We start from the raw sequence: 25,848 nt of genomic DNA, 5'->3' as shown, positions 1-25,848 counted from the left end.
GGTCGGAGGCGTCCCGGCGTGGAGACGGGCCGGAGCCGGGCCCGAAGTGGCCCGGCTCCGGCCGGTCGGCGCGCGTCGGGAGGGTCAGCTGAACGCCGACCCGCAGTCGGTCGGGGTGGCGTGCTCCGGGTCGAGGGCGTTGGCCACCTCGTGGAAGGCGATGCGGTCGACCAGTGCGATGGTCAGGTGGTCGGAGACGTCGACCGGACAGAGGTCCTGGATGAGCACGTTCTTGACGTTCGGTCCCTCCAGGAACTGCGTCTGGTACGGGGTGACGATGAGGTCGTACCGGGTGGCGATCACGGTGTAGTCCACGCCGGGCACGGTGTCGCCCCCCTCGTTGAGCTCGTTGAGGAACTCCGAGCCGACCACCTGGCTGGTGAGGCCCGGCAGCGCCTTCTCCAGCGGCTCCTTCAACGCGGGGATCGCCATGGCCAGCGTGGCCAGACCGCTCATGGTGGTGCCGTGGCTGGACGGCGAGATGCCCACCAGGGCGTTGACCTTCTCGGCTCCGCCCAGGAACTTCAGGTAGTAGCGGGGCATCATGCCGCCCTGGGAGTGACCGACGATGTCCACCTCGCCGGCGCCGGTGGACCGCAGGACGCGGTCGGTGAAGTCGGAGAGCTGGCGCGCCGAGTCGGGGATCGGGCCGAGCCCGCCGATCAGGGGCACCCCGGGCAGCTGGCCGTAGTCCAGGGAGAAGACGCAGTAGCCGCGGGCCACCAGGTACGGGGCCAACCCGAGCCAGTTGTCGATGGAGTTGCCGCCGGTGCCGTGGGTGAGTACCACGGGGCGGGGGTGTTCGGCCGAGGGCCGGCAGTCGTAGTCGTTCCAACCCCGGGACGGGGCCGCGTCAGCGGCCGCGCTGGCGGGTGTCGCCGTCACGGCCAGCGTGAGCGCTACCGCGGCGGCGAGGCGCTTCCAGGGCAGCTTCATGGCGGGTCTCCTCGCGTGAAGGTGAAGGGGGTGCACGAAAGAAGAAAGAGCGGAAGTGCGTGGTCCGGTCGCCGAGCGGCCGCTCGTTGTTGACGCACCCGTCAACTTACGCGCCAGTAATGAGTTGCCACTAGTCATGTACAGGTAAAAGATGGCCCGCCGGGAGGGAGCGCCCGATCCCAGGCCGCCGCGGGTCTGCTCGGAGCGGTCGGGACTCAGCGCAGCAGGGCGGCCACCGACTCCACCGTGTCCGCCTGGGCCGCCGTCTTGTCCGGCCGGTAGCGGACCACCCGGGCGAACCGGAGCGTGATCCCCTCCGGGTAGCGCGAGGAGCGCTGCACCCCGTCGAACGCCACCTCGACCACCAGTTCCGGACGGAGGATCACACCCCAGGGCTCCCAGCCGGCGGCCGACTCCGGGAACCGCTCGGTCTGCCAGTCGAGCAGTCGGTCCGTCAGGCCCTTGAAGGTCTTGCCGAGCATGGCGAAGGAGCCGTCCGGGCGCCGGGCGCCCAGATGGATGTTGGACAGCTTGCCGGTGCGCCGGCCGCTGCCCCACTCCGCGGCCAGCACCACCAGGTCAAGGGTGTGCACCGGCTTCACCTTCAGCCAGGAGGCGCCGCGCCGACCGGCCCGGTACTCCGAGTCCAGCGCCTTGACGACGACGCCCTCGTGCCCTCGGTCCAGCGTCTCCCTGGCGAACTCCCGGGCGGCCGCGCGGGCCGCCGCGTCCTGCGGGTCCGGTACGACGACCCGCCGGACCCGCAGCCGGCCGGGCAGCAGGCGGGCCAGCTCCAGGTGCCGGCGGTCGGCGGTGAGCCCCAACAGGTCCCGGTCCTCCACCCGCAGCACGTCGAAGAAGACGGCCGAGAGCGGGAGCAGCGCCAGGGCTCCCGGCACGTCCAGCCGGGAGCCGACCCGCCCGGCCACCTCCTGGAAGGGGCGGGGGCGTCCGGTCGGGTCGAACGCGATCATCTCGCCGTCCAGCACCAGCTGGTCGGCGGGGAGTTCGAGGGCGGCGGCCACCACGTCCGGCAGTCGTTCGGTGATCTCGTCCAAGGTGCGGGTGAAGACGTGCACGCTCCGGCCGTCACGGTGCACCTGCACCCGGATGCCGTCGAGCTTCTCCTCCACCGCGCAGGGGCCCAGCCGGTCCACCGCGGTGTCGAGGTCCTTCGCCGTCTGCGCCAGCATCGGCAGCACCGGCCGACCCACCTGGAGCCGGAAGTCCGCCAGCGCGGAAGGGCCACGGCCAACCAGCGTCTCGGCGACCGCCCCCAGTGAGCCGCCCAGCATGACCGCACGCCGCACTTCCGAGGGGGAGGCCCGCACCGCGCCGGCCAGCCCCTCGGCCGCCAGTGCGTCGAGCGCGCCCTGCCGCGGCTCGCCCGCGATCAGCCCGCTGAGGAAGCGCTGCTCCTCCGGGGTGGCCGCGGAGAGCAGCTCGTGCAGCAGTCGGCCGCGCGCGGTCCGGGCGCCCTTGCCGGAGACCGCCGCGATCCGGTCGAGCAGCCGGTCCGTCGCGAGTACCGTCAGCGTCGGCTCCTGGGCTGCCGGCACCCGCTGCCGGAGCGCGCTCCGGCCGAGCCCGGTCCTGCGCTGCGGCAGTCGGCCCGCCAGGTAGGTGGCGACGACCGCGGCTTCGGCCGGTTCGACGCGGCGGAAGACCTCCGCGAGCAGGGCCACCTTCCGGGACCGGGCGGGGGTGGCGGCCACCTCCCGGGAAGCGCGTGCGAGATCGGCCAGCAGCATGCCGCCATCCTCGCCCCGCCGTGCGCTCACCGCAGTCCGGGGGCATCCGGTGCCGGCGCGTCAGGCGCCCCCGAGCCGATGACGGAGAGGCTGCGGCGGTATCGAGCGGACTGGCCGCCGCAGCCAGCGGGAAGGTCAGGGCAGCGGGAGGCCGTCCTGCAGCTCCTCCGGGAGGTTCTCCGGCAGCTTGGTGGGGATCTCGGTCGGGATCTCGGTGTCGTCCGCCGACTTGGTGAAGGAGTCGGAGACCCCCGAACTCCAGGATGCCTTCATCGTCTTGCCGTCGGCGGAGGGTTCGAGCGTGCCCGAGCTCCGCTTGGTGTCCGCGTTGCTGCACTCGAGGTCCAGCCCGAGCCCGGCGGCATCGGTGACCTTGCCGGTGCAGTAGTGCTTGCCGAGCAGCATGGCCTTGTCGTCGGCGGTGACGTAGAGCAGGAGCGGCTCGTCGTTGGTCTCCGCGCTCCACACCCCGGAGATCTCGGACTTGGCGCCGTCGCCGGGCCCCTTCCCGTCGTCGCCGTTCCCGGGCGCGCTGCTCTCCGACGCCTTGCCGCCGTCGCTGTCGTCATCGCTGCTGCCGCAGCCCCCCAGCAGCAGAACCGCGGCGGCCACGCCCGCTGTGAGTCCGATACGGGTGCGCTTGTGCACTCCTGTCTCCCCTGTCGTCGACTCCCGGAGCGGTCAAGCTACCAGCCCGACTTCCCCGTGCTCCGGGGCCTTTCAGGTTCCTGAGGGGTTTCCCGGTCAACCCCCGGGAGAACGGCCGGATGTGCGCCGTTCAATCAGCGGGCCGGTGCGGAAACCGTCGTTTTCAGCTTTTGCCGTGGCGTGACGGAAGAAAATTTCCATCGGCGGGCCAACCTGAGGGCGTCCGCTGTCGTCTCTTGTGGTGTGCCGTGTCCGTCGGGAGGCGGAACCGCTCCGGAGTTCGTCTCCGGGTGGGGGATGCGGGGCGCGGATGTGGCCCGGCCGTGAGGCGACCCGGCCCCGGCGAGTGAGAAGACGCGCCTCGGAAGTCGGATGTCTCCGTTGTCTCCACGCCCGGAAGAGGGCGCCGAAAAGGGTTCGGCAGAAACCGAGCGGAGCCGTTCCCGCACCCGCGGTGCACGTGCATCCGCTCACGCAGACGCACATGAACGCGGATATGATCCGGCTATTGGACGCGGCGATGACGCCACTGCTCTACTCGGGAGACCCTGTGCACCACGCATACAACGGCATGGCGGCCACGGAACTCCATGGCGCCGTATGGCAGAAGAGCAGGCACAGCAACTCACAGGGCGCCTGCGTCGAGTTCGCGAAGCTGCCGGGCGGAGATGTCGCGGTCCGGAACTCCCGCTATCCGGAAGGGCCCGCGCTCATCTACACCACGGCCGAGATCGAGGCCATGTTGGCCGGGGTGAAGAACGGCGAATTCGACCATCTGACCCGGCCCTGATGGCGATGCCGGGAACACGGTCGGGGGCGTCGCGAGTTTCCGGTGCCGAATGGGTCTCCGACCGGTGGTGTTTATTCCGGCCGGGGCCGCCGGACACCGGTTCTTCATAGGGAGGCGGTGGCCGGGGCGGGTGACGGGTCGGTCGGTCGCCGCGGACTCAGGCGGCGCAGAGCGGCAGTCTCCTGGGGAAGCTGAAGAGCGCCCAGACGACCTTGCCGCCGCCCGCCCCGGCGACCGGGTGCCAACCCCAGCCCTCGCTCAACGCGTCGACCAGGTGCAGGCCGCGGCCGGACTCCATGGTCTCCGCGGGGACGGCGGGGCGCGGGGCGGACCAGGCGTCGCTGATCAGAGCGGAGTCGCCCGGGTCCCGGACGGCGCAGACGAGGCGGAAGTCCGAGAACATCAGCTGGAGTCGGACGGCGGGCACCGCGGACCCCGGTGCGGCTGCGGGGCGGGCGTGCCGCAGCGCGTTGGTGACCAACTCCGAGACCACCAGGCCCACATCGTCGAACCGGTCGGACAGGCCCCGGTCCCGGAGAGCGGACCTGGTGAACCGCCGGGCGTCGCCGACCGCCTCGTAACCGGGCGCCAGCCGGTAGACCAGCGACGTGGAGAGAGCCGCCGGCTCGACCGGGGGAAGGTCCTGCCGTGTCGGCTCCAGCATCGCCGAGCCCTGGGACCCCATGCTTGGCACTTCTCCTCCTGGCCGACCGGCCCGAGTGGAAAGAAAACGGTCAGGACGTGTGCGGGTGTGCGGCCCCATCGTTCCGAATGCAAGAGATGGATGCAAGAGCAGATGCACGTGCACGCGCCTTCCGTATATCGATACGTCAGGTTCCGGGATGAATTCTTCCTACGGTCCGAATCTGTGGGTTTACTGCGCAGATCTCGGCTGTGTAACCAGATGGGCACGCAGCGGAGCACGTCTGATGGCAGACTTCGGCCGTTGACGGTCGCAGTGCATCACTAACGGAGACAGGCAGTCGGGAAATGAGCACAGTGCAACCGGTAAGCGAAACAGGAAGGACAGGAGGCTCAAGTGGCTCAGTGGTACGCCGGATTCTCCTCGGCTCCCAGCTCAGACGCCTGCGCGAATCGAAGGGCGTCTCCCGGGAGGCGGCCGGCTACTCGATCCGCGCGTCCGAATCGAAGATCAGCCGCATGGAGTTGGGCCGGGTGAGTTTCAAGGCGCGTGACGTGGAGGATCTGCTGACGCTCTACGGGGTCACCGACGGCGCCGAGCGCGAGGCGCTGCTCGGGTTGGCCAGGGAGGCCAACCTGGCCGGGTGGTGGCACAGTTACGGCGATGTGCTGCCCGGCTGGTTCCAGACGTACGTGGGGCTGGAGGGGGCCGCCTCGTACATCCGCTGCTACGAGGTCCAGTTCGTCCCCGGGCTGCTCCAGACCCCCGAGTACGTGCACGCGGTCGTCAGCCGCGGGCAGCCCGACGCCGAGCCCGACGAGATCCAGAGGCGGGTCGACCTGCGGCTGGAGCGGCAGAAGCTGCTCGCCGCGGAGGCCGGGCCGGACTTCCACATCGTGATCGACGAGGCCGCCCTGCGCCGCCCCTACGGTGGCGCCGAGGTGATGCGCGGGCAGCTGCGGCACCTGATCGAGATGTCCGAACACAGCGGGGTGACCCTGCAGGTGATGCCGTTCGCCTTCGGCGGCCACGCCGGGGAGAGCGGCGCTTTCACCATGCTGCGGTTCCCCGAGCCCGACCTCCCCGACGTCGTCTACCTGGAGCAGCTCACCAGCGCGCTCTACGTCGACAAACCGGAGGAGGTGGCCCAGTACCAGCGGGTCATGGACCGGCTGCACGCCGACAGCCTGACTCCGGGCGAGAGCCGCCTCCTGCTGGACGAGATCCTCCGGACCTCCTGAACCGCCGCCTACGATGAGCGGCCTCCAGGAGCCGACCGAACCCAGGCGCCCGCCCGGCGCCGCAGCCTCCGGATTTGGGGAAGGCATGTCCTACTTCGCAGACTTGGCGCAGCAGTACATCGACGGTGAGTGGAGGCCGGGCACGGGTTCCTGGGACATCATCGACTTCAACCCCTATGACGGGGTGAAACTCGCGGCCATCACCGTCGCCACCGCCGGAGAGGTCGACCAGGCGTACCGGGCCGCCGAGCGCGCCCAGCCGGCCTGGGCCAGGACCAACCCCTACGACCGGCGGCTGGTGTTGGAGCGCGCCATCCGCGTCATCGAGGAGCGCGAGGAGCAGTTCGCCGAGCTCATCATCGCCGAACTGGGCGGCACCCGCTTCAAGGCGGCCTTCGAACTCCGGCAGGCCAGGGAGTTCCTGCGGGAGGCGATGGGGCTGGCGGTCCGGCCCCAGGGACGGATCCTGCCGTCCCCGGTCGACGGCAAGGAGAACCGCCTCTACCGGCTGCCGGCCGGGGTGGTGGGCGTCATCAGCCCCTTCAACTCGCCTTTCCTGCTCTCCCTCAAGCCGGTCGCCGCGGCGCTCGCGCTCGGCAACGCGGTGGTCCTGAAGCCGCACCAGAACACCCCGGTGGTCGGCGGCGGCCTGGTGGCCAGGGTGCTGGAGGAGGCCGGACTGCCGGCCGGTCTGCTGAACGTCGTGGTCACCGACATCGCGGAGATAGGCGACGCGCTCATCGAGCACCCGGTGCCCAGCGTCATCTCCTTCGCCGGCTCGGACACGGTCGGCCGGCACGTCGCCGGCGTCGCGGCGGCCAACTTCAAACGCTGCCTGCTCGCGATGAGCGGCAGCAGCGCGCTGATCGTGCTGGACGACGCCGACATCGACTACGCCGTCGACGCCGCGGTCTTCAGCCGCTTCGTACACCAGGGGCAGGTGTGCGTGGCCGCCAACCGGGTGCTGGTTGACCGGTCGGTGGCGGCGGAGTTCACCGAGAAGTTCGTGGCCCGGGTCAAGTCGCTGAAGGTCGGCGACCCGGCGGACCCCACCACGCACATCGGACCGCTGATCAACGCCTCGCGAGTGGAGTCCCTCAAGGCCTGGGTAGACCGGATGGTGGCCGCCGGCGCCACCGCGCTGCTGCGCGGCGAGGCCCAGGGCAACCTGGTCGAACCGACGGTCCTCACCGACCTGCCGCCGGACTCGGAGGCGCTGACCCGGGAGACCTACGGCCCGGTGGTGGTCCTGCTGCCCTTCGACGGCGAGGAGGAGGCGATCCGGATCGCGAACGCCACCCCCTACGGGCTGAGCGGGGCGGTGCACACCGCGGACATCGAGCGGGGGGTGCGGGTCGCGCGCCGGATCGAGACGGGTGTGATCCACATCAACGACAGCACGGTGCAGGACGAGCCGATGGCCCCCTTCGGCGGTGAGAAGAGGTCCGGGATGGGGCGGCTGAACGTCGACTCCATGGTCGAGGCCTTCACCACCCAGAAGTGGATCGCCATCCAGCACGGCCGCAGCGTCTTCCCGTTCTGACGCGGCGTGTCCCGACGCGCCGCCGCCGGGCGTCGACTCTCCCTGCGCGCTCCCGACGCGCTCCGCGCCTCCTGATCCGCCGGTGCGGAACCCGGTGGATCAGGCCGTGACCAGCCCCGACTTCAGGGCGCGGGTGAACCGGACCACCCGTTCGGCCTGCACCCGGGCGGCCTTCAGGGTGGTGTCGTCCACCGGCTTCTCACCCTGGGCGTCCACATGCGAAGTGCCGTACGGATTCCCGTCGGTGAACTTCGAGGGGTCGGTGTAGCCGGGCGAGACGATGATCCCGCCGAAGTGGTGGATGGTGGTGTAGAGGGCGAGCAGCGTGGACTCCTGGCCGCCGTGGAGCGTGGCGGAGGAGGTGAACCCGCTGTAGACCTTGTCGGCCAGCCGTCCCTCCGCCCACAGGCCGCCGAGGGTGTCGATGAACTGCTTCAGCTGCGCCGTCACATTGCCGTAGCGGGTGGGGGTGCCGAAGACGATGGCGTCCGCCCAGACGGTGTCCTCCGGGCTGGCCACCTCGATGTCCGCGGTGGCCTTGGCGTTGGCGGCCCACCGTGGATTGGAGTCGATCGCCGCCTGCGGCGCCAGCTCGGTGACCCGGCGCAGCCGGACCTGCGCGCCGGCCCGTTCCGCCGTGTCGGCGATCTCCTTGGCGACCACCGTGTTGGTGCCGGTCGAGGAGTAGTAGATGACGGCCACGTTCACCGAATCGCTCATGACAGACCTCCTTAGAGCCTCCACAATAAGGGCATAACGGATATCCGGCCTGTTGGTGGCCGGCTCGGCCGTATGGCAGGAACCGCGGCCGGGGCAGTGGCGTTGATAGCTTTGGACGGCTGTACGTTCTACGCCGTTTACCAGTGCCGGGCCCCGTCGAGCCTGTGCCCTCCACCCAGGAGCCTGTCTTCCGTGACCACCCTCGCCCTCGGCCCTCAGTGGCTGGACCCGGACTACCTGATCCAGACCTTCGGGCTGATCGGCATCCTGATCATCGTCTTCGCCGAGTCCGGGCTGCTCATCGGCTTCTTCCTGCCCGGGGACTCGCTGCTGTTCACCACCGGCCTGCTGGTCGCGACCGACCAGTACCTGCACTACCCGCTCTGGCTGGTGTGCACGCTGATCGTGGTCGCCGCCGTCCTGGGTGACCAGGCGGGGTACCTCTTCGGCCGGAAGGTCGGGCCCGCGCTGTTCCGGCGCCCGGACTCCAAGCTCTTCAAGCAGGAGAACGTCGAGAAGGCACACGAGTTCTTCGAGAAGCACGGCCCCAAGTCGCTGGTGCTCGCCCGCTTCGTGCCGATCGTGCGCACCTTCACACCGATCATCGCCGGCGTGAGCCGGATGAACTACCGCTCCTTCGTCGTCTTCAACTGCGTCGGCGGCCTGCTGTGGGGCGCCGGGGTCACCCTGCTGGGAGCGGCGCTCGGCCAGGTCGACTTCGTCCACGAGCACATCGAACTCATCCTGGTGGGCATCGTGCTGCTGTCGGTGGTGCCGATCCTGGTCGAGTACCTGCGGGCCCGCGGCAAGTCCGGGAAGGCGGCCTCGGCCGCCGACGGGGCCGAGCGGACCGACCCCCCGCCCCCTCCGAGCGGCGGCCGGCACGCCAGGCGCTGACCCCCCTCGCGCGCTCGGCGGGCGCGAACCCACGGCCGACGGACTATGAGTCCGTCGGCCTCCCTTTTCTTCACCGCGGCCGGCGGCGACCGGCGGCGGTTCTCAGAATCCGCGGGTCCGCTTCGCCGCGCGGCGGCTCAGCGCCTCCTCGTCGGAGGTGCCCGGCACCTTCAGGAAGAGCCTGGCGACCTCGCCGCCCAGGTTGACCCCGATGGCGATGGCCAGCGCCAGCGCCGCGGCCCTGGTCAGTGAGGTGACCCCGGCCTCCAGGTCGTTCTGGGCAAGGCCGAGCAGACCGAAGTAGGTGGCGCTACCGGGCAGCAGCGGCCCGATCGCCGCGGTGACGTAGGGAAGCGCCGAGGCGTAGCGGTACCGCGACATCAGCTGGCCGAAGAGGCCGACCAGCCCAGCCGCGATCGTCGTGGAGATCACCGGTGAGATCCCGCCGACATCGTGCAGCGCGCCGAAGGCGACCCAGGCGATCCCGCCGTTCAGGGTGGCGGCCAGCACGGTGTGACGTTCCTGCTGGAGCAGCACGCAGAACGACAGCGACAGCAGCATCGCCGCGAAGATCTGCACCCCGGGCCGCGAGATGTGGTGGACCACCTCGTCCGGACTGAGGTTGGCGTTGAGCTGCACCCCGGCGTACAGCACCGTCAGCACGCCGACCACGATCCCCACGATCAGGTAGCAGACCTCCATCAGCCGGGCGGAGGCGGTGATGTAGTAGCCGGTCAGACCGTCCTGGACGCCGGCGACCAGCGCCCGCCCGGGGATCAGCGCGTAGAGCCCACCGGTGATGACCGCCGAGGCCTGCACGCCCTGGCCCGCCAGGCTGAGTGTGACCCCTATCGCGGCGGGCGGCATCGCCGCGACCACGAACTGGTAGAACTCCGGAAGCCCGCGCCCCGAGGCCAGCCAGGCCAGCCGGTCGCCGAGCATCGCCCCCAGGGCCGCCGCGAAGAACACCACCCAGGCCAGCCCGGCCCGGATGTCCGCGCCGCTGGCCAGCAGGCTCGCCCCGCCGGCCAGCCCGCCGCTGGCCGCCGTCAGCGCCCAGCCGGAGTAGGGGTGGCGGTTGCGTCGGATCTCCGCCAGCCGCCGGTACGCCTCCTCCAGGGTCACCTCGACGTCCTCCGAGGTGATGTCGTCCACCAGCCGGTAGACGGCGGACAGCCGGGTGTAGTCGGTGCCCCGGCGGCGCACCGTCCGACTGGCCGTCACCGGGTCGTCGACCAGCGACGGCTGGTAGGAGACCGAGATCAGGGTGAAGGTGACGGTCGGTTCGCACCGGCCCAGCCCGTAGGCGTGGGCGAGGCCGAACATCGCGGCCTCCACGTCCTCGGCGCCCTCGCCGCCCGCCAGCAGCAGCTCCCCGATACGCAGGGTCAGGTCCAGCACCCGCGGGATGGCCGGGCCTATCTCGTCCTCAGGACGCTCCGCGCGCTCCGGGACGGGGCGCTCGCCCACCGGCATCCGGAGCATGGTGCGCATCCGGTCCTGCCAGGGCAGCTCTCGGGACGGCCGGAGCGCCGGTATGCCCCCCGGAGGCGTGAAGGAGGCGCTGAGGTTTCCGGTGTCCCGGTGTTCCTGTCCGGACGGGGTGGCGAAGGCGGAGCCCTCCGGCTCCTCGTCGGGGCCGGCGGCCACCCCGCTGGGTATGGCGAACTCCGAGGTCGGGTGCTCCTCCTCGGGGACCGGCGGCAGGGGTACGCCCAGCGGAGGGGTGAAGGCGCTGCGCGCCTCGTCCGACCGCGGCTTGCGGTCCTCGGGGTCGTCACCCGAGTCGTTGTTCCACTTGGGGTCGACGACCACTGCTTCCCGTCCCTCCTCGTCTGTCTCCGGGGTATCCACCCTGCTCCGAACCGGTTCCGGCGGCCACCGGTCTCCCGCCGCCCGCCCGACCGGCAGCGGTGCCAGTTGCCAGGATGCAGGATCGCCCGCGGGGTCCGACGAGCACCCCGCCCGCTGTCCGCGGGGAACGCCGACCGGTGCCCGGACGCACGGCGGGCGGGCACCGACCGGTGCCCGCCCGCCGTACCGCTGCTCGGGTTCCGCTCAGTGCGCGCCGCCCGCGGCCTCCAGCCGCTTGATGGAGGCCGCCACCTCCGCCTCGGCCTCGGCGCGGCCCACCCAGTTGGCCCCCTCCACCGACTTGCCGGGCTCCAGGTCCTTGTAGACCTCGAAGAAGTGCTGGATCTCCAGCCGGTCGAACTCCGACACGTGGTGGATGTCGCGCAGGTGCTCCACCCGCGGGTCGGAGGCCGGCACGCAGAGCAGCTTGTCGTCGCCCCCGGCCTCGTCGGTCATCCGGAACATGCCGATCGCCCGGCACTTGATCAGGCATCCGGGGAAGGTGGGCTCGTCCAGGATCACCAGCGCGTCCAGCGGGTCGCCGTCCTCACCCAGGGTGTTCTCGACGAAACCGTAGTCAGCGGGGTAACTGGTCGAGGTGAAGAGCCGACGGTCCAGACGGATGCGTCCGGTCTCGTGATCTACCTCGTACTTGTTCCGCGAACCCTTCGGGATCTCGATGGTGACGTCGAACTCCACGGGTGGCTCCTTCATGATCAACACATACTTCGGGTGATTAAGTGTCCCTCACGCGCGGGTGTGGTGGCGAAAGGGGTTGGTCCCATGCCGGAGACCGGATCGAGGTGGCCGGACTGGCTGATCGACCGCTGGCGGACGCTGCCCCCGTGGCGGTTGGCGGCCGCCTCCGCGCTGCTCGGCCTGGTGGTGGCGGTGGGCGCGGTGGCCGCGGCCGGCCCGTGGGACTCCGGTCAGCGTACGGCCGAACGCGCCCGCGCCCGGGCCGGGGAGACCAGGGGTGGCGAGCATCACGGTAGGCCGGATGGCGCGGGGGCCCGCGACCAGGATCCCACCGGCGGTCCGAGCGCGCCCGGCGACCTCCCGGGAGGCGGGGTACTGGCCGCGCTCGGCGCCGGCGGCCGCCCGGCGGACTCCCCGGGGGCGGTGCCGGCGCCCACCCGCGCGGGTCTGGCCGACGCGCTCACGCCGCTGCTGAAGGACCCCGCGCTGCCCGCCCTGACGGGCGCCTCCGTGGTGGACGTCGCCAGCGGCCGGCAGGTCTACGGCTCGAAGGCCGACACCCCGGCCGTACCCGCCTCCACGATCAAGATCGCCACCGTGGTGGCGGCGCTCGATGCACTCGGCCCGGACCACCGGCTGGAGACCAGGGTCGTCGCCGGCTCCGGGGCCCGCGAGATCGTGCTCGTCGGGGGAGGCGACCCGACGCTGACCGCACGCGCCCCGAAGAAGTCGGTGGCCGGCTTCCCGCCGCCGGCCAACCTGCGGAAACTCGCCGACGACACCGTCCGCGCCCTGGAACGCCGGGGCAGCCGGACGGTCAGGCTGGCCTACGACACCTCGCGCTACTCCGGCCCGACCCGGCACCCCATCGGCCCGAACGAGAACATCGCCCCGGTCAGCGCCTTGATGATCGACGAGGGGCGGATCGACGGTGGGAAGAGCGACAGCGGTCCCGCCGAGCGCTCCGCCGATCCGGCGGAGCACGCCGCGCAGACCTTCGCCGGACTGCTGCGCGACCGGGGGATCGAGGTGCGGGGAACCCCACGCGCCGGGACCGCCCGGAAGGGGGCCGAACGGCTCGCCACCGCCCGCTCCATGCCGCTGTCCGCGCTGGCCGAGCGGGCGCTGACGCACAGCGACAACGACATCGCCGAGGCGCTCGCCCGGGAGACCGCCGTGGCCGAGGGCCGACCGGCGAGCTTCGCCGGCGCCGGCAAGGCCGTGCGGGCGCGGTTGGCCGGGCTCGGCCTGCCGCTGTCCGGGGTGCGCCTGGCCGACGGCAGCGGCCTCGACCGGCGGGACAAGGCCTCCGCTGCCTTCCTGGCGCAGCTGCTGGTACGGGCCTCCGACCCGGACCGCCCGCAGTTGCGGGCCGCCGTCACCGGCCTGCCGGTGGCGGGGTTCAGCGGCACCCTGCGCAGCCGTTACCGGGAGCCCTCGGCCGGCACCGGCATGGTTCGGGCCAAGACCGGCACGCTGACGGGGGTGAACACCCTCGCCGGAACGGTGGTCGACGCCGACGGCCGGCTGCTCGCCTTCGCGTTCATGGCCAACGGCACGACGGACCCGCAGCAGGCCCAGGCGGCCCTGGACCGGCTGGCGTCCGCGACGGCCAACTGCGGTTGCCGGTGAGCTCCACCGGTGGGCCCCGCCGGGCGACCTCCGATGCGCCGCCGCAGGTTTCTCCCACCCGGAGTCCCGGAGACGTAACGTGAAACCATGACGAGCATCGGTGGCATGGAGCTGGTGGACTGGAACCTCGCCGTCGCGACGGCGACCCGGTTGGTGAAGTCCGGTCCTGAGGTCAGTCGTGACGAGGCCCGGGCCGTCGTCGCCGAACTGCGCAGGCACGCCCAGGCCGCCGAGGAGCATGTGCGCTCCTTCACCCGGATGGCGGAGGGCGGCGCCGCCCAGCGGGACACCCCGGTGCTGGTGGTGGACCGGGCCGGCTGGATCCGCGCGAACGTCGCCGGGTTCAGAGAAGTGCTCAAGCCGCTGTTGGAGAAGATGCGGCAGCGGCGCGGCGCCGGGCCCGGCGGGATGGTGCTCGGCGCGGTCGGCGGCAAGGTCACCGGTGTCGAGGTGGGCATGCTGCTGTCCTTCCTCGCCTCCCGGGTGCTGGGCCAGTACGAGACCTTCGCCCCGGCGAGCCGGGACCTGCCCTCCGGCGACGGCGGGGGCGGCCGGCTGCTGCTCGTCGCGCCGAACATCGTGCACGTCGAACGGGAACTGGACGTCGACCCCCACGACTTCCGGCTCTGGGTCTGCCTGCACGAGGAGACCCACCGCACCCAGTTCACCGCCGTGCCGTGGCTGCGGGACCACATCGAGGGCGAGATCCAGAGCTTCCTGGCGGAGACCGAGGTCGATCCCGGGACGCTTCTGGAGCGGCTCCGGGAGGCGGTGCAGTCCCTCGCCGGCGGGAGGTCCGGGGAGGACCCGGCCGAGGGGGAGGGCGGTCGCGGCCTGATCGAGGTGGTCCAGACCGCCGAGCAGCGGGAGATCCTGGGCCGGCTCACGGCCGTGATGTCACTGCTGGAGGGCCATGCCGACTACGTCATGGACGGCGTGGGCCCTCAGGTGGTGCCCTCCGTCGCGGAGATCCGCGAGAAGTTCCAGAAGCGGCGGGCCAGCGGGGCGGGCCGGCTCGACCAGGCGCTGCGCAGGCTTCTCGGGCTGGACGCCAAGCTCCGGCAGTACCGGGACGGTGAGCGTTTCGTGCGGGCGGTCGTCGAGGAGGTCGGTATGGAAGGGTTCAACCGGGTGTGGACCTCGCCCAACACCCTCCCGACCAAGGCGGAGATCACCAAACCGGCGGACTGGGTCGCGCGAGTGCACCGGAGGGCCGAGTCGTGAAACAGCGGAGCGCTGTGCGGACTGAGCCCCCTCAATCACCCGTCCGAGGGACGCTATGACGCGGGATAGGCGTGCGATGCTCGGGTAACGGCTCTTCTCTGTCACCATACCCGTACTCATTGTGACGAAAATCCCGTGGCCGAACCCTGTGCCGGACCGGCGACGGAAACCGTGACGGAAGGCCGCACGGCCCCGAGACACCCACCGAACCAGGGAGGGAACCGGAAATGGGTCCCCATCCAGCGGTCGCGGCGATACGCCTGGCGGTCCGCCGCGTACTCCACGACATCCTCCGCGACGCCTCGACCGAGCCCGCGCCGCCCGCCGGCGCCGGGCCCGCCGTCCCGCCCACCGACCCGCCGTCCGCCGACACCGCCCCCCTCGGCCCGTCCGCCGAGCCCGCCGCCCGGCACCGCGTCGCCGCGCCGCGGCCCACCCATCCCGGGGCGCCGCTCCCGCCCCTGGTGCTCGTCGCCTGCAGCGGCGGGGCGGACTCCATGGCGCTCGCCTCCGCCCTCGCCTTCGAGGCCCCCAGGCTCGGCTTCCGCGCCGGCGGGGTCACCGTCGACCACGGACTGCAGTCCGGCTCCGACCGGCGCGCCACCGAAGTCGCCAACCGCCTGCGGGAACTCCGGCTGGACCCGGTGGAGACCGTCACCGTCGCGGTGGGCAGGTCGGGCGGGCCGGAAGCCGCGGCCCGGGACGCCCGCTACGCCGCGCTGGACGCCGCCGCCGAGCGGCACGGCGCCGCCGCCGTACTCCTCGGCCACACCCGGGACGACCAGGCGGAGACCGTGCTCCTCGGGCTGGCCCGCGGCTCCGGCACCCGCTCGCTCTCCGGTATGGCGGCCGTCTCCGGCACCGGTGGCCGCTACCGCCGCCCCTTCCTGCTGCTGGACCGGCAGACCGCTCGGAAGGCCTGCCTCGTCCAGTCGCTCCCGGTCTGGGACGATCCGCACAACTGCGATCCGGCCTACACCCGCTCCCGGCTCCGCCACGAGGGCCTTCCCGCGCTGGAGAAGGCGCTCGGCAAGGGGGTCATCGAGGCGCTCGCCCGGACCGCCCAGCTCTCCCGGGACGACGCCGACGCCCTGGACAGCTGGGCCGGCGAGGCTGAGCGGCGGGTCCGCGCCGCGAGCGACCCGGCCGAGCCGGGCAGCCTGGACATCGGGCTGCTCAGCCCGCTGCCGCCGGCCGTCCGCCGCCGGGTCCTCCGCCGGGCGGCGGTGACCGCGGGCTCCCCGCCGGGTTCGCTCTTCGCCAGACACATCGTGGAAGTCGACCGGTTGATCACCGACTGGCACGGGCAGGGGGTGATCAATCTGCCCGGCCGCGTCGAGGCCCGGAGGCGGTGTGGCAGTCTGGTCATCCGACGGCGCGACGAGGCCGCCGCCGAGCACTGAGCCGAACGTCGGTCCAGCCGGGCCGGTACCCCCGGTGTTCGGGCCGAATCAACCGAGAGTGACACGGGTGGACGAGAAGGACATGGGTGCCGACCTGGAGTCGGTGCTCATCACCAAGGAAGAGATCGACGCGAAGCTGGCCGAGCTGGCGGCGAAGATCGACGCGGAGTACGCGGGCCGGGAGCTACTCATCGTCGGTGTCCTCAAGGGCGCGGTGATGGTGATGGCGGATCTGGCGAGGGCGCTGTCCACCCCCGTCACCATGGACTGGATGGCGGTCTCCTCCTACGGAGCCGGCACCAAGTCCTCCGGGGTGGTGCGGATCCTCAAGGACCTGGACACCGACATCGCCGGGCGGGACGTGCTGATCGTCGAGGACATCATCGACTCCGGGCTCACCCTCTCCTGGCTGCTGTCCAACCTGAGCTCCCGCGGGCCGGCCTCGCTCAACGTCTGCACCCTGCTGCGGAAGCCGGACGCCGCGAAGGTCGCCATCGACGTGAAGTACGTCGGTTTCGACATCCCCAGCGAGTTCGTGGTCGGCTATGGCCTGGACTACGCGGAGCGGTACCGGAACCTGCCGTTCGTCGGGACGCTGGCGCCGCACGTCTACGGCGGCTGACCGGGAACCCGGGGCCGGTTCCCGGCGTTGACAGGGGAGGCGGGTTGAGCGCGATCCCGGGCAGCGCCGGGGGACAATGCTGATGTACCGTCCGTAGGTCAGTCTTCAACAGGTCGAGTAATTCACCGTACGCACGGACGGTCACCCGCAGAGTGACCGTCGGTGCCTCACTGTGGCAGGAGGGACGGGGCGCACGCGCCCCGTATGGATGGACGTGAAGCGCTACTTCCGTGGGCCGGTCATGTGGATCGTGCTGGCCGTCCTCGCCGTGGTCGTGTTGATGCAGGTCGTCGGGTCGTCCGGCGGCTACAAGACGGTGGACACCGGCCAGGTCGTCAAGGCGATCTCCGAGAACAAGGTCAAGTCCGCCGAGCTCACCACCGGCGACGAGAACAAGATCAAGGTCGAGCTCAAGAGCGGCGAGAAGATCGAGGGCAGCAGCAAGCTGCAGGCGAGCTACATCGGCGACCAGGGCAGCGGCCTCGCCAAGGACCTCCAGGCCAAGGTCAACGACAAGAGCAAGAGCACCCTGCCGGACGGTTACACCGTTTCGCCGCAGAAGCAGAGTCCGCTGGTCGGGATGCTGATCACGATCCTGCCCTTCATCCTCATCGTGGTCATCTTCCTCTTCCTGATGAACCAGATGCAGGGCGGCGGCTCCCGGGTCATGAACTTCGGGAAGTCCAAGGCGAAGCTGATCACCAAGGACACCCCGAAGACAACCTTCGTCGACGTGGCCGGCGCGGACGAGGCCGTCGAGGAGCTCGAGGAGATCAAGGAGTTCCTCCAGGAGCCGGCGAAGTTCCAGGCCGTCGGAGCCAAGATCCCCAAGGGCGTGCTGCTCTACGGTCCTCCCGGTACCGGCAAGACCCTGCTGGCCCGGGCGGTGGCCGGCGAGGCGGGCGTTCCGTTCTACTCGATCTCCGGCTCCGACTTCGTCGAGATGTTCGTCGGTGTCGGCGCCTCCCGGGTCCGCGACCTGTTCGAGCAGGCCAAGCAGAACGCTCCGGCGATCGTCTTCGTCGACGAGATCGACGCGGTCGGCCGGCACCGCGGCGCGGGTATGGGCGGCGGCCACGACGAGCGTGAGCAGACGCTGAACCAGCTCCTCGTCGAGATGGACGGCTTCGACGTCAAGGGCGGGGTCATCCTGATCGCCGCCACCAACCGGCCGGACATCCTCGACCCCGCGCTGCTGCGCCCGGGCCGCTTCGACCGGCAGATCGCCGTCGAGCGCCCCGACATGCAGGGCCGGCTGGAGATCCTCAAGGTGCACCAGAAGGGCAAGCCGGTCGCGCCCGACGTCGACCTCGGCGCGGTGGCCCGGCGTACCCCCGGCTTCACCGGAGCCGACCTCAGCAACGTCCTCAACGAGGCGGCGCTGCTCACCGCCCGTGCCAACCAGAAGCTGATCGACAACAACTTCCTGGACGAGGCGATCGACCGGGTCGTCGCCGGACCGCAGAAGCGGACCCGGATCATGAGCGACAAGGAGAAGAAGATCACCGCGTACCACGAGGGCGGACACGCCCTGGTCGCGGCGGCCTCTCCGAACAGCGACCCGGTGCACAAGATCACGATCCTGTCCCGTGGACGCGCGCTGGGCTACACCATGGTGCTGCCCGAGGAGGACAAGTACTCCACCACCCGGAACGAGATGCTCGACCAGCTGGCCTACATGCTGGGTGGCCGGGCGGCCGAGGAACTGGTCTTCCACGACCCCACGACTGGTGCGGCGAACGACATCGAGAAGGCGACCGCCACGGCGCGCGCGATGGTCACCCAGTACGGCATGACCGAGCGGCTCGGGGCGATCAAGTTCGGCTCCGAGAACGCCGAGCCGTTCCTGGGGCGTGACATGGGCCACCAGCGCGACTACTCGGAGGAGATCGCCGCGCTGGTCGACGAGGAGGTCAAGAAGCTCATCGAGACGGCGCACAACGAGGCCTGGGAGATCCTCGTCGAGAACCGCGACGTCCTCGACAACCTCGTGCTGGCGCTGCTGGAGAAGGAGACGCTCAACAAGGAGCAGATCGCCGAGATCTTCGCCACCATCGTTAAGCGCCCGGCCCGCCCCGCCTGGACGGGCTCCTCCCGGCGCACCCCCTCCACGCGTCCCCCCGTGCTCTCCCCCCGGGAGCTGACGATGGCCAACGGCGCGAGCACCACTCCGACCGTGCAGATGGAGAAGGAGGAGCGCCCCGAGGAGACGGACACCTCGGAGGGCTGAGCCGGGCCGCGATCCCGGCACCCGGAATGAGCGCCGCGTTCCCACGGGTTCTAATCTGTGGGAACGCGGCTTTGCGCCGTCTGGAAGCAAGAGGATCGAGGCACAGATGACCGACCGGGTGACGCTGGAGTCCGAGGCCACCGTCGGCCAGTTCGATGAGAAGCGCGCCGAGAACGCGGTGCGCGAGCTGCTGATCGCGGTGGGTGAGGACCCCGATCGCGAGGGGCTGCTGGAGACGCCGGCCCGGGTGGCGAGGTCGTACAAGGAGCTGTTCGCCGGACTCTGGCAGCAGCCCGAGGACGTGCTGACCACGACCTTCGACATCGGCCACGACGAGATGGTGCTCGTCAAGGACATCGAGATCTACAGCACCTGCGAACACCACCTGGTGCCTTTCCGCGGTTCCGCGCACATCGGCTACATTCCGTCCGTGGACGGGAAGATCACCGGGCTGTCGAAGCTGGCCCGGCTGGTCGACGTGTACGCGCGCAGGCCGCAGGTGCAGGAGCGCCTCACCACCCAGATCGCGGATTCGATGATGAACATCCTGGAGCCGCGCGGGGTGATCGTCGTCCTCGAGTGCGAGCACATGTGCATGTCCATGCGCGGTATCCGCAAGCCCACCGCCAAGACCACCACCTCCGCGGTCCGCGGCCAGCTCCGCGACCCCGCGACCCGCTCCGAGGCGATGAGCCTGATACTGGCCCGCTGAGCACCGCGGCCGGTCGCGGTGGCCCGCCGTGCGGCGTCCGCGCTGCTCTCCGTCCGCCCCGCGGGCGCTTCCGCCCGCCGACCCGACGGCGACTGAGGGCAGCCCTTAGGGTGGAATCATGAGTACGTTGCGCGGTCGCGTCGCCGGCCTGCCGGAGTGGGACCGCTGTGCCGTGATGGGCGTGGTCAACGTCACACCCGACTCCTTCTCGGACGGCGGCCGGTGGTTCGACACGGGCAGCGCGATCAAGCACGGTCTCGAACTGGTCGCCCAGGGCGCCGATCTGATCGACGTCGGGGGCGAGTCCACCAGGCCGGGGGCGCCCCGGGTGGACGAGGCAGAGGAGGCGCGCCGGGTGCTGCCCGTGGTCCGCGGCCTGGTCTCCGAAGGGGTGACCGTCAGCGTGGACACCATGCGGGCGGCTATCGCCGAGCGCGCCCTGATCGACGGGGCGGCGCTGGTCAACGACGTGAGCGGAGGGCTGGCCGACCCCCGGATGGTACCGGTCGTGGCCGCGGCCGAGGCGCCGTTCGTGGTGATGCACTGGCGCGGTTTCAGCGAGGACATGAACAGCCGGGCGGTCTACTCCGATGTGGTCGGTGAGGTCGTCGACGAACTGCGGGAACGCATGGACGCGGTGGTGGCCGGCGGGGTCGCCGCCGAGCGGATCGTCGTCGATCCCGGGCTGGGCTTCGCCAAGGGGGCGGAGCACGATCTGGCCCTGCTGGCACATCTCGGTGAGTTGCGGAGCCTCGGCCGTCCGCTGCTCGTCGCCGCCTCCCGGAAGCGGTTCCTCGGCCGGGTGCTCACCGACGAGGGGGGCGGCGTGCCGCCGGCCCGCGAGCGGGACGCGGCCACCGCGGCTGTTTCTGCGCTGTCGGCGCGCGAGGGGGCCTGGGCCGTCCGGGTACACGAGGTGCGGGCGACGGCCGACGCGGTACGGGTGGCGCGGGCCGTCGAGGAGGCGGAGTGAGCGCGGCGGACACCGACCGGCAGCAGGTCGAGTCAGCCAACACCGCTTTCTACGAGGCACTGGAGCAGGGCGACTTCCAGAGCCTCTCGGAGCTGTGGCTGGACGGTGACGTCAGCTGTGTGCACCCCGGCTGGCCGGTGCTGCGCGGACACGGCGAGGTGCTCAGGTCGTACGCGCTGATCATGGCGAACACCGAGTACATCCAGTTCTTCCTCACCGATGTCGAGGTGTCCGTCGAGGGGCGCACCGCGCTGGTGACCTGCACCGAGAACATCCTCAGCGGCGCGCCGGCCGAGGAGGAGGGGACGCTGGGCCCGCTGGTCGGCCAGCTGGTGGTGGCGACCAACGTCTTCCGCAGGACCCCGGACGGCTGGAAGCTGTGGTCGCACCACGGCTCCCCGGTGCTCTCCGAGCTGGAGGAGGAGGACGAGGAACCGGGCTCCGACTCCGAGGTCGAGGGCCCGTAGAGCCGCGGACCCGACTGCGGGCCGGTTCTGCGGTGCGGGCCGGTTCTGCGATCCGCCGCACATCTTGTTCTATCGGGGCAGGACCGGGTAAGGGTGGGGGACGACAGGCGATGGTGCGGTGCTGACGCCGCGTTCAGCAAGGTCGGCCCGTCGCGGCGTTCGACAACGCGTTCCCCCGGCTACCTCCGGGAGGTGCCCGCGCCGCGTCGGCCGAGAGCCGCGGTAGGTCCGCGGGGTTCCGGCCGCCTTGCGACCACACGCACCGGATTCCGCCGCGCTGCGGCCGGCCATGCCGGATGCGGTATTAGCAAAGCTGTCATCGGCTGTCCATAGCCCCCTCGGGGGGCGCAGTAGTAGCCCGCGGGTAGATTCTCCTGCGCGGGATGCGCTGGTGCTGCCGGCTCGCGCCCGTGTGGACTTTCCGAAGGGTGCCGTACGACCCATGACCAGCAGGAGTGATGCGCGTGGACCGTGTCGCGCTGCGTGGCCTCCGGGCCCGCGGACACCACGGAGTCCTGCCCCAGGAGCGCGAGGAGGGGCAGACCTTCGTCGTCGACCTGGTGCTCTCCCTGGACACCCGGCCGGCGGCCGCCGACGACGACCTCACCAAGACCGTGCACTACGGCGTGGTGGCCGAGGAGGTCGAGGCCGTCGTACGGGGTGAGCCGGTCGACCTCATCGAGACGCTCGCGCAGCGGATCGCCGACCGGTGCCTGGAGCACGAGGCGGTCCAGGAGGTCGAGGTGGTCGTGCACAAGCCGGACGCGCCGATCACCGTGCCTTTCGACGATGTGACGATCACGATCAGCCGGAGCCGAGTATGACCACGAGTGACCCGACCGTGCAGCCGGTGCCCGCTTCCGTGGTGGAGCAGGTGGACGCGGCCGATTCGACACTGCAGAACCCGAAGTCGGCAGTGATCTCCCTCGGCAGCAACCTCGGTGAGCGACTGGAGACCATCCAGGGTGCGGTCGACGCGCTGGAGGACACCCCGGGGGTGCGGGTCAGAGCGGTCTCCCGGGTGTACGAGACGGAGCCGTGGGGGGTCGAGCCGGGCTCGCAGCCCTCCTACCTCAACGCGGTGGCACTGTTGCGGACCACGCTTCCGCCGGGCTCGCTGCTGGAGCGGGCCCAGGCGATCGAGGAGGCTTTCGAACGTGTCCGGGACGGCCGCTGGGGGCCCCGGACCCTCGACGTCGATATCGTGTCCTACCAGGATGTGGTCTCGGACGATCCGGGACTGACGCTTCCGCACCCGCGTGCCCACGAGCGCGCGTTCGTGCTGGCTCCCTGGCAGGACGTCGATCCGTCCGCCGAGGTGCCCGGGCACGGCCCGGTGGCCGAACTGCTGGACGGCGTGGGGCGGGAGGGCGTCAGCCCCAGGGACGATCTGGAACTGCGGCTTCCGGAGTAGCGGCGGCGGCCGTCCGGTCCGGACCGCGAGGTCCGCGCCGAGCGCCGGAACGGGCGCTACCAGCGGTACGAGATGAGGGGCGAACGGCTCGGTGAAGCAACTTCGGATCGGCGTGCTGGTCGGCACGTTCGTCGTCGCCGGTGTCCTTGCCTGGGCGGGCTCCCGGCTCTGGGACGCCTTCGGCACGCTGCCGCCGGTGCCCGTGGCCGCGCCCGTAGTGCTGGCGCTGATCGCCGCGATCCTGGTGGCCACCGCGCTCTCGCTGCGGTCCCGGCTGAAGGCCCAGCGGGAGCGGGAGTCCCGAGCCCGGGGCGTGGATCCGATGATGGCCGCCCGCGCGGTCGTCTTCGGCCAGGCGAGTGCCCTGGCGGCTGCCCTGGTCGCCGGTGTCTACGGCGGTGTCGGCGTCTTCCTGCTGACCGAGGCGCTGGGCCGGGGCACCAGGACGGAACAGGCGGTCTACGCCGGGTTCGCGGTGCTGGCGGGAGCCGCGGTGGTGGCGGCCGCGCTGTGGTTGGAACGCGTCTGCAAGCTGCCGGAGGACGACGAGCCGGAGCCGCCGGACGACGCCGGGGAGTAGCGTCCCGCCCGGTCCGGGCGGCCGCGGGGGCGGCGACCGGAAGGGGCGGTTCGGATACGCCGCGGGGCGGTCGGTCAGACGCTGCTGACGGACTCCAGCGCCACCGCCTCACGGGGTATCTCGTTGGCGTCGGCGTCGATGGAGCGGCGGAGCGCCTCGTGCAGGCGGGCGGGGGTGAGGACGCCGAGGAAGCGGGCGCCGTCGAGTACGGCTATCCAGCCGGCGTCGTGCTGGAGCATGGTGCTGAACGCCTGCTTCAGCGAGGAGCCGACCGGCAGCCAGGCCTCCATCCGGCGGGCGTGTCCGCGTACCGGGCCCTCCTCGGGCCGGCCGGCGGCCTCCGCGGAGAGCCAGCCGTGGAGGTGGCCCTGGTCGTCGAGGACCACCGCCCAGCGGGCGCCCTCACCGTCGAGCGCCGCGGCGGCCCGGCTCAGCGGGTCGTCGAGGTGGACCACCGGCGGCTGTTCGAGGTCCCCCGGCTCTATCGGTGTCACCGAGAGCCGCTTGAGGCCGCGGTCCGCGCCGACGAAGTCCGCGACGTAGGGGCTCGCGGGCGCGCCGAGGACGGTGCTGGGGGCGGCGAACTGCTCGATGGCGCCGTCCCCGTAGACCGCGATCCGGTCACCGAGCCGTACCGCCTCCTCGATGTCGTGGGTGACGAAGAGGATCGTCTTGCGCACCTGGGACTGGAGCTTGAGGAACTCGTTCTGCAGGTGTTCGCGCACCACCGGGTCGACCGCCCCGAACGGCTCGTCCAGCAGCAGTACCGGCGGGTCAGCGGCCAGCGCCCGGGCGACCCCGACGCGTTGCCGCTGGCCGCCCGAGAGCTGCTCCGGGTAGCGGTCGCCGAAGACCGCGGGGTCGAGGCCGACCAGATCGAGTAGCTCCGCGGCGCGCTCCCGGCTCTTCTTCCGCTGCCAGCCCAGCAGATGGGGCACGGTGGCGGTGTTCTCCAGCACCGTCTTGTGCGGGAAGAGGCCGACCTGCTGGATGACGTAGCCGATCCGGCGGCGCAGCCGCACGGGGTCGACGGTGGACACGTCCTCGCCCGCCAGGAGGATCCGGCCGCTGGTGGGTTCGGTGAGCCGGTTCACCATCTTCATCGTGGTCGTCTTGCCGCAGCCGGAGGGGCCGACGAGGGTGACCAGTTCCCCCTCGGTGACCTCGAAGGAGAGGTCCTTCACTACGGCCTCGCCGTCGGCGTAGCGCTTGGTGACGTGCTCGAAACGGATCATGACAGACCATTGTTGCGCGTTTTCCGGCCACTGTGGGCGAACAAACATAGGAAAACATGTTGTCGGATCGCGGTGATGCTCACAGATTGTCGTACCCGGAAGATAGGGTCGCCAGGCGGCTCAGCGACCCCGAGGGAGGTGTGCGCGCGTGAGCGCTGGGAGTTGCCTGCGGGCCAACGAATGGATCTGCGGGGAGTACGTCCGAACCCGTGCTCCGGAGTTGGTCGACGCCACCCGGCAGCATGTGGGGATCGCGCTGACCGCGGTGGCCATCGGGCTGCTGGTGGCCTTCCCGCTGGCGTTGCTCGCCAGGCGCCGGAGGCTCGCCGGCCCGGTCCTCGGACTCACCACGGTGCTCTACACCGTGCCCTCGCTCGCCATGTTCGCCCTGCTGATGCCGGTGTTCGGGGTGTCGGCCTCGGTGGTGGTCACCGGGCTGGTGCTCTACTCGCTGACCGTGCTGGTGCGCAACATCCTGGCGGGGCTGCAAGCCGTCCCCGAGGAGGCCAGGGAGGCGGCGCGCGGGATGGGGTACGGTCCCGGCCGGTTGCTGTTCGAGGTGGAGTTGCCGCTGGCGCTGCCCGCGCTCCTGGCCGGCCTGCGGATCGCCACCGTCTCGGCCATCTCGCTGACCACGGTCGGCGCCATCGTGGGCTACGGCGGCTTGGGCAACCTGATCTACGAGGGTATGGAGAGCTTCTTCAAGGCTCAGGTGCTGACCGCCTCACTGCTCTGCGTGCTGCTGGCGGTGGTGGCCGACGTCCTGCTGATCGCGGTGGAGCGGCTGCTGACGCCCTGGGCCCGCGCCGGCCGCGGCCGGCGCGCGGACTCCTCGCGCTCGGTGAAAGCGGTCTGATCAGATGGTCCCGAGAGGCCGGAGAGGTGACCGGTGGGGGTAATCGCGGAGGCCTGTGGCTGGCTGGCCACCGGGGCCAACTGGGCCGGTGAGAACGGGGTGGCGCACCGCCTCGGCGAGCACCTCTACCTCACGGCCGTGAGTCTCGCGCTGGCCTGCGCCATCGCGCTGCCGACCGCCGCCTACCTCGGCCATATCGGCCGGGGCGGGGCGCTGGCGGTCAATCTCTCCAACGCGGGCCGGGCGGTGCCGACCTTCGCCGTCCTGGTGCTGCTGACCCTCACCCCGCTGGCCGGACACGGCGATCTGCCGACGATCATCGCCCTGGTGCTGTTCGCGGTACCGCCGTTGCTGACCAACGCGTACGTGGGGGTGCGGGAGGCCGACCAGGACGTGGTCGAAGCGGCCCGCGGTATGGGCATGTCGGGACCGCAGCTGCTGTTCCGGGCCGAACTGCCGCTGGCCTTCGCGCTGATCATGACGGGCGTCCGGTCGGCGGGGGTGCAGGTGGTGGCCACCGCCACGCTCGCCGCGCTGCCCGGCGGCGGCGGCCTGGGCCGGATCATCACCGGCGGCTTCAACACGTACGACACCCCGCAGGTGGTGGCCGGTGCCCTGCTGGTCGCCGCCCTGGCCCTGCTCGTGGAAGCGCTGCTGGCGCTGGTGGAGCGGGTGTGCGACCCGATGCGGCGGCGCCCTCCGGCGGCTTCCGGAGCCCGGGGCAGCGGTGCCCCGGCCGAGGCCGGCCGGGTGTGACGCCCCTGGAACTGGATGGAGA

General features: G+C 71.3%; 24 protein-coding genes and 1 pseudogene. 17 read left to right on the top strand and 8 right to left on the bottom strand.

Annotated features, from left to right (window positions below; genetic code table 11):
• Window positions 1-84: 84 nt before the first annotated feature.
• The 3 genes from BGP73_RS07980 to BGP73_RS07970 form a co-directional block, all read right to left on the bottom strand.
• Window positions 85-936 carry an esterase/lipase family protein gene (locus BGP73_RS07980; protein ID WP_069813173.1) on the bottom strand — a complete coding sequence of 284 codons (852 nt, stop codon included), beginning with the start codon at window positions 934-936 and terminating at the stop codon, window positions 85-87.
• Between the two features lie 215 nt (window positions 937-1,151).
• Complete coding sequence (locus BGP73_RS07975; RefSeq protein WP_069813171.1) at window positions 1,152-2,687, bottom strand: ATP-dependent DNA ligase; 1,536 nt, start codon at window positions 2,685-2,687, stop codon at window positions 1,152-1,154.
• Between the two features lie 135 nt (window positions 2,688-2,822).
• On the bottom strand, window positions 2,823-3,335 hold the full coding sequence (locus BGP73_RS07970; protein ID WP_069813169.1) for a hypothetical protein: 513 nt from the start codon (window positions 3,333-3,335) through the stop codon (window positions 2,823-2,825).
• Window positions 3,336-3,885: 550 nt separating this feature from the next.
• Here BGP73_RS07970 and BGP73_RS07965 point away from each other — a divergent pair.
• Window positions 3,886-4,125 carry a DUF397 domain-containing protein gene (locus BGP73_RS07965; protein ID WP_107474005.1) on the top strand — a complete coding sequence of 80 codons (240 nt, stop codon included), beginning with the start codon at window positions 3,886-3,888 and terminating at the stop codon, window positions 4,123-4,125.
• Window positions 4,126-4,282: 157 nt separating this feature from the next.
• Here the strand turns inward: BGP73_RS07965 and BGP73_RS07960 are convergent, their stop codons facing one another.
• Window positions 4,283-4,810 carry an ATP-binding protein gene (locus BGP73_RS07960; RefSeq protein WP_069813167.1) on the bottom strand — a complete coding sequence of 176 codons (528 nt, stop codon included), beginning with the start codon at window positions 4,808-4,810 and terminating at the stop codon, window positions 4,283-4,285.
• Between the two features lie 305 nt (window positions 4,811-5,115).
• On the opposite strand from BGP73_RS07960, the gene BGP73_RS07955 reads away from it, so the two are divergent.
• Both BGP73_RS07955 and BGP73_RS07950 read left to right on the top strand, forming a co-directional pair.
• Window positions 5,116-6,009 carry a helix-turn-helix domain-containing protein gene (locus tag BGP73_RS07955; protein ID WP_069813165.1) on the top strand — a complete coding sequence of 298 codons (894 nt, stop codon included), beginning with the start codon at window positions 5,116-5,118 and terminating at the stop codon, window positions 6,007-6,009.
• Window positions 6,010-6,094: 85 nt separating this feature from the next.
• Complete coding sequence (locus BGP73_RS07950; protein WP_069813163.1) at window positions 6,095-7,552, top strand: aldehyde dehydrogenase family protein; 1,458 nt, start codon at window positions 6,095-6,097, stop codon at window positions 7,550-7,552.
• A gap of 99 nt (window positions 7,553-7,651) precedes the next feature.
• Here BGP73_RS07950 and wrbA read toward each other — a convergent pair whose 3' ends face one another.
• Entirely contained in the window at window positions 7,652-8,272 is a 621-nt protein-coding gene (wrbA, locus tag BGP73_RS07945; protein ID WP_069813161.1) for an NAD(P)H:quinone oxidoreductase, read from the bottom strand.
• A 192-nt stretch (window positions 8,273-8,464) separates the two neighbouring features.
• On the opposite strand from wrbA, the gene BGP73_RS07940 reads away from it, so the two are divergent.
• Window positions 8,465-9,169 carry a DedA family protein gene (locus BGP73_RS07940; RefSeq protein WP_069813159.1) on the top strand — a complete coding sequence of 235 codons (705 nt, stop codon included), beginning with the start codon at window positions 8,465-8,467 and terminating at the stop codon, window positions 9,167-9,169.
• A gap of 102 nt (window positions 9,170-9,271) precedes the next feature.
• Here the strand turns inward: BGP73_RS07940 and BGP73_RS07935 are convergent, their stop codons facing one another.
• Together BGP73_RS07935 and BGP73_RS07930 are read right to left on the bottom strand one after the other, a co-directional pair.
• Window positions 9,272-10,984 (bottom strand): threonine/serine ThrE exporter family protein, encoded by a 1,713-nt coding sequence (locus BGP73_RS07935; protein WP_069813157.1) that lies wholly within the window; start codon window positions 10,982-10,984, stop codon window positions 9,272-9,274.
• Between the two features lie 243 nt (window positions 10,985-11,227).
• The gene (locus BGP73_RS07930; protein ID WP_069813155.1) at window positions 11,228-11,722 is read right to left on the bottom strand and encodes an inorganic diphosphatase; all 495 of its coding nucleotides are present in this window, start codon (window positions 11,720-11,722) and stop codon (window positions 11,228-11,230) included.
• Window positions 11,723-11,806: 84 nt separating this feature from the next.
• Here BGP73_RS07930 and dacB point away from each other — a divergent pair, with 84 nt between their 5' ends.
• From dacB to BGP73_RS07875, 11 genes and pseudogenes are all read left to right on the top strand, one after another.
• Complete coding sequence (dacB, locus tag BGP73_RS07925; protein WP_107473992.1) at window positions 11,807-13,354, top strand: D-alanyl-D-alanine carboxypeptidase/D-alanyl-D-alanine endopeptidase; 1,548 nt, start codon at window positions 11,807-11,809, stop codon at window positions 13,352-13,354.
• 87 nt (window positions 13,355-13,441) lie between these two features.
• Complete coding sequence (locus tag BGP73_RS07920; RefSeq protein WP_069813153.1) at window positions 13,442-14,578, top strand: zinc-dependent metalloprotease; 1,137 nt, start codon at window positions 13,442-13,444, stop codon at window positions 14,576-14,578.
• Between the two features lie 440 nt (window positions 14,579-15,018).
• A pseudogene (gene tilS / locus BGP73_RS07915) lies at window positions 15,019-15,981 on the top strand (tRNA lysidine(34) synthetase TilS); the annotation flags it as partial.
• Between the two features lie 82 nt (window positions 15,982-16,063).
• Window positions 16,064-16,603 (top strand): hypoxanthine phosphoribosyltransferase, encoded by a 540-nt coding sequence (gene hpt, locus BGP73_RS07910; protein WP_069813950.1) that lies wholly within the window; start codon window positions 16,064-16,066, stop codon window positions 16,601-16,603.
• Between the two features lie 208 nt (window positions 16,604-16,811).
• Window positions 16,812-18,833 carry an ATP-dependent zinc metalloprotease FtsH gene (gene ftsH / locus BGP73_RS07905; protein ID WP_069813149.1) on the top strand — a complete coding sequence of 674 codons (2,022 nt, stop codon included), beginning with the start codon at window positions 16,812-16,814 and terminating at the stop codon, window positions 18,831-18,833.
• A 106-nt stretch (window positions 18,834-18,939) separates the two neighbouring features.
• Entirely contained in the window at window positions 18,940-19,545 is a 606-nt protein-coding gene (gene folE / locus BGP73_RS07900) for a GTP cyclohydrolase I FolE (RefSeq protein WP_069813147.1), read from the top strand.
• Window positions 19,546-19,663: 118 nt separating this feature from the next.
• The gene (gene folP, locus BGP73_RS07895) at window positions 19,664-20,518 is read left to right on the top strand and encodes a dihydropteroate synthase (RefSeq protein ID WP_069813145.1); all 855 of its coding nucleotides are present in this window, start codon (window positions 19,664-19,666) and stop codon (window positions 20,516-20,518) included.
• Window positions 20,515-20,985 carry a nuclear transport factor 2 family protein gene (locus tag BGP73_RS07890; RefSeq protein WP_069813143.1) on the top strand — a complete coding sequence of 157 codons (471 nt, stop codon included), beginning with the start codon at window positions 20,515-20,517 and terminating at the stop codon, window positions 20,983-20,985. Before folP ends, BGP73_RS07890 begins: the two co-directional genes overlap by 4 nt.
• A 458-nt stretch (window positions 20,986-21,443) precedes the next feature.
• Window positions 21,444-21,809: a dihydroneopterin aldolase gene (gene folB, locus BGP73_RS07885; RefSeq protein ID WP_170837787.1), complete on the top strand. Its 366-nt coding sequence runs from the start codon at window positions 21,444-21,446 to the stop codon at window positions 21,807-21,809.
• Complete coding sequence (gene folK, locus BGP73_RS07880) at window positions 21,806-22,399, top strand: 2-amino-4-hydroxy-6-hydroxymethyldihydropteridine diphosphokinase (RefSeq protein WP_069813140.1); 594 nt, start codon at window positions 21,806-21,808, stop codon at window positions 22,397-22,399. Before folB ends, folK begins: the two co-directional genes overlap by 4 nt.
• A gap of 91 nt (window positions 22,400-22,490) precedes the next feature.
• Entirely contained in the window at window positions 22,491-22,979 is a 489-nt protein-coding gene (locus tag BGP73_RS07875; protein ID WP_069813138.1) for a DUF3180 family protein, read from the top strand.
• A 74-nt stretch (window positions 22,980-23,053) separates the two neighbouring features.
• Here BGP73_RS07875 and BGP73_RS07870 read toward each other — a convergent pair whose 3' ends face one another.
• Complete coding sequence (locus BGP73_RS07870; RefSeq protein WP_069813135.1) at window positions 23,054-24,214, bottom strand: ATP-binding cassette domain-containing protein; 1,161 nt, start codon at window positions 24,212-24,214, stop codon at window positions 23,054-23,056.
• A 148-nt stretch (window positions 24,215-24,362) separates the two neighbouring features.
• On the opposite strand from BGP73_RS07870, the gene BGP73_RS07865 reads away from it, so the two are divergent.
• Together BGP73_RS07865 and BGP73_RS07860 are read left to right on the top strand one after the other, a co-directional pair.
• Window positions 24,363-25,070, top strand: coding sequence for an ABC transporter permease (locus BGP73_RS07865; protein WP_069813133.1), 708 nt, complete (start codon window positions 24,363-24,365; stop codon window positions 25,068-25,070).
• A gap of 33 nt (window positions 25,071-25,103) precedes the next feature.
• Window positions 25,104-25,826, top strand: a complete 723-nt coding sequence (locus tag BGP73_RS07860; protein ID WP_069813131.1) for an ABC transporter permease — start codon at window positions 25,104-25,106, stop codon at window positions 25,824-25,826.
• The last annotated feature ends 22 nt before the right edge of the window (window positions 25,827-25,848 follow it).

The organism is Streptomyces sp. TP-A0874, from assembly GCF_001748085.1.
In the GTDB taxonomy this organism is placed as follows: Bacteria; Actinomycetota; Actinomycetes; order Streptomycetales; family Streptomycetaceae; genus Streptomyces.
The sequence above is the reverse complement of the archived record's forward strand: the minus strand, read 5'-3'. Positions and strand labels throughout refer to the sequence as shown.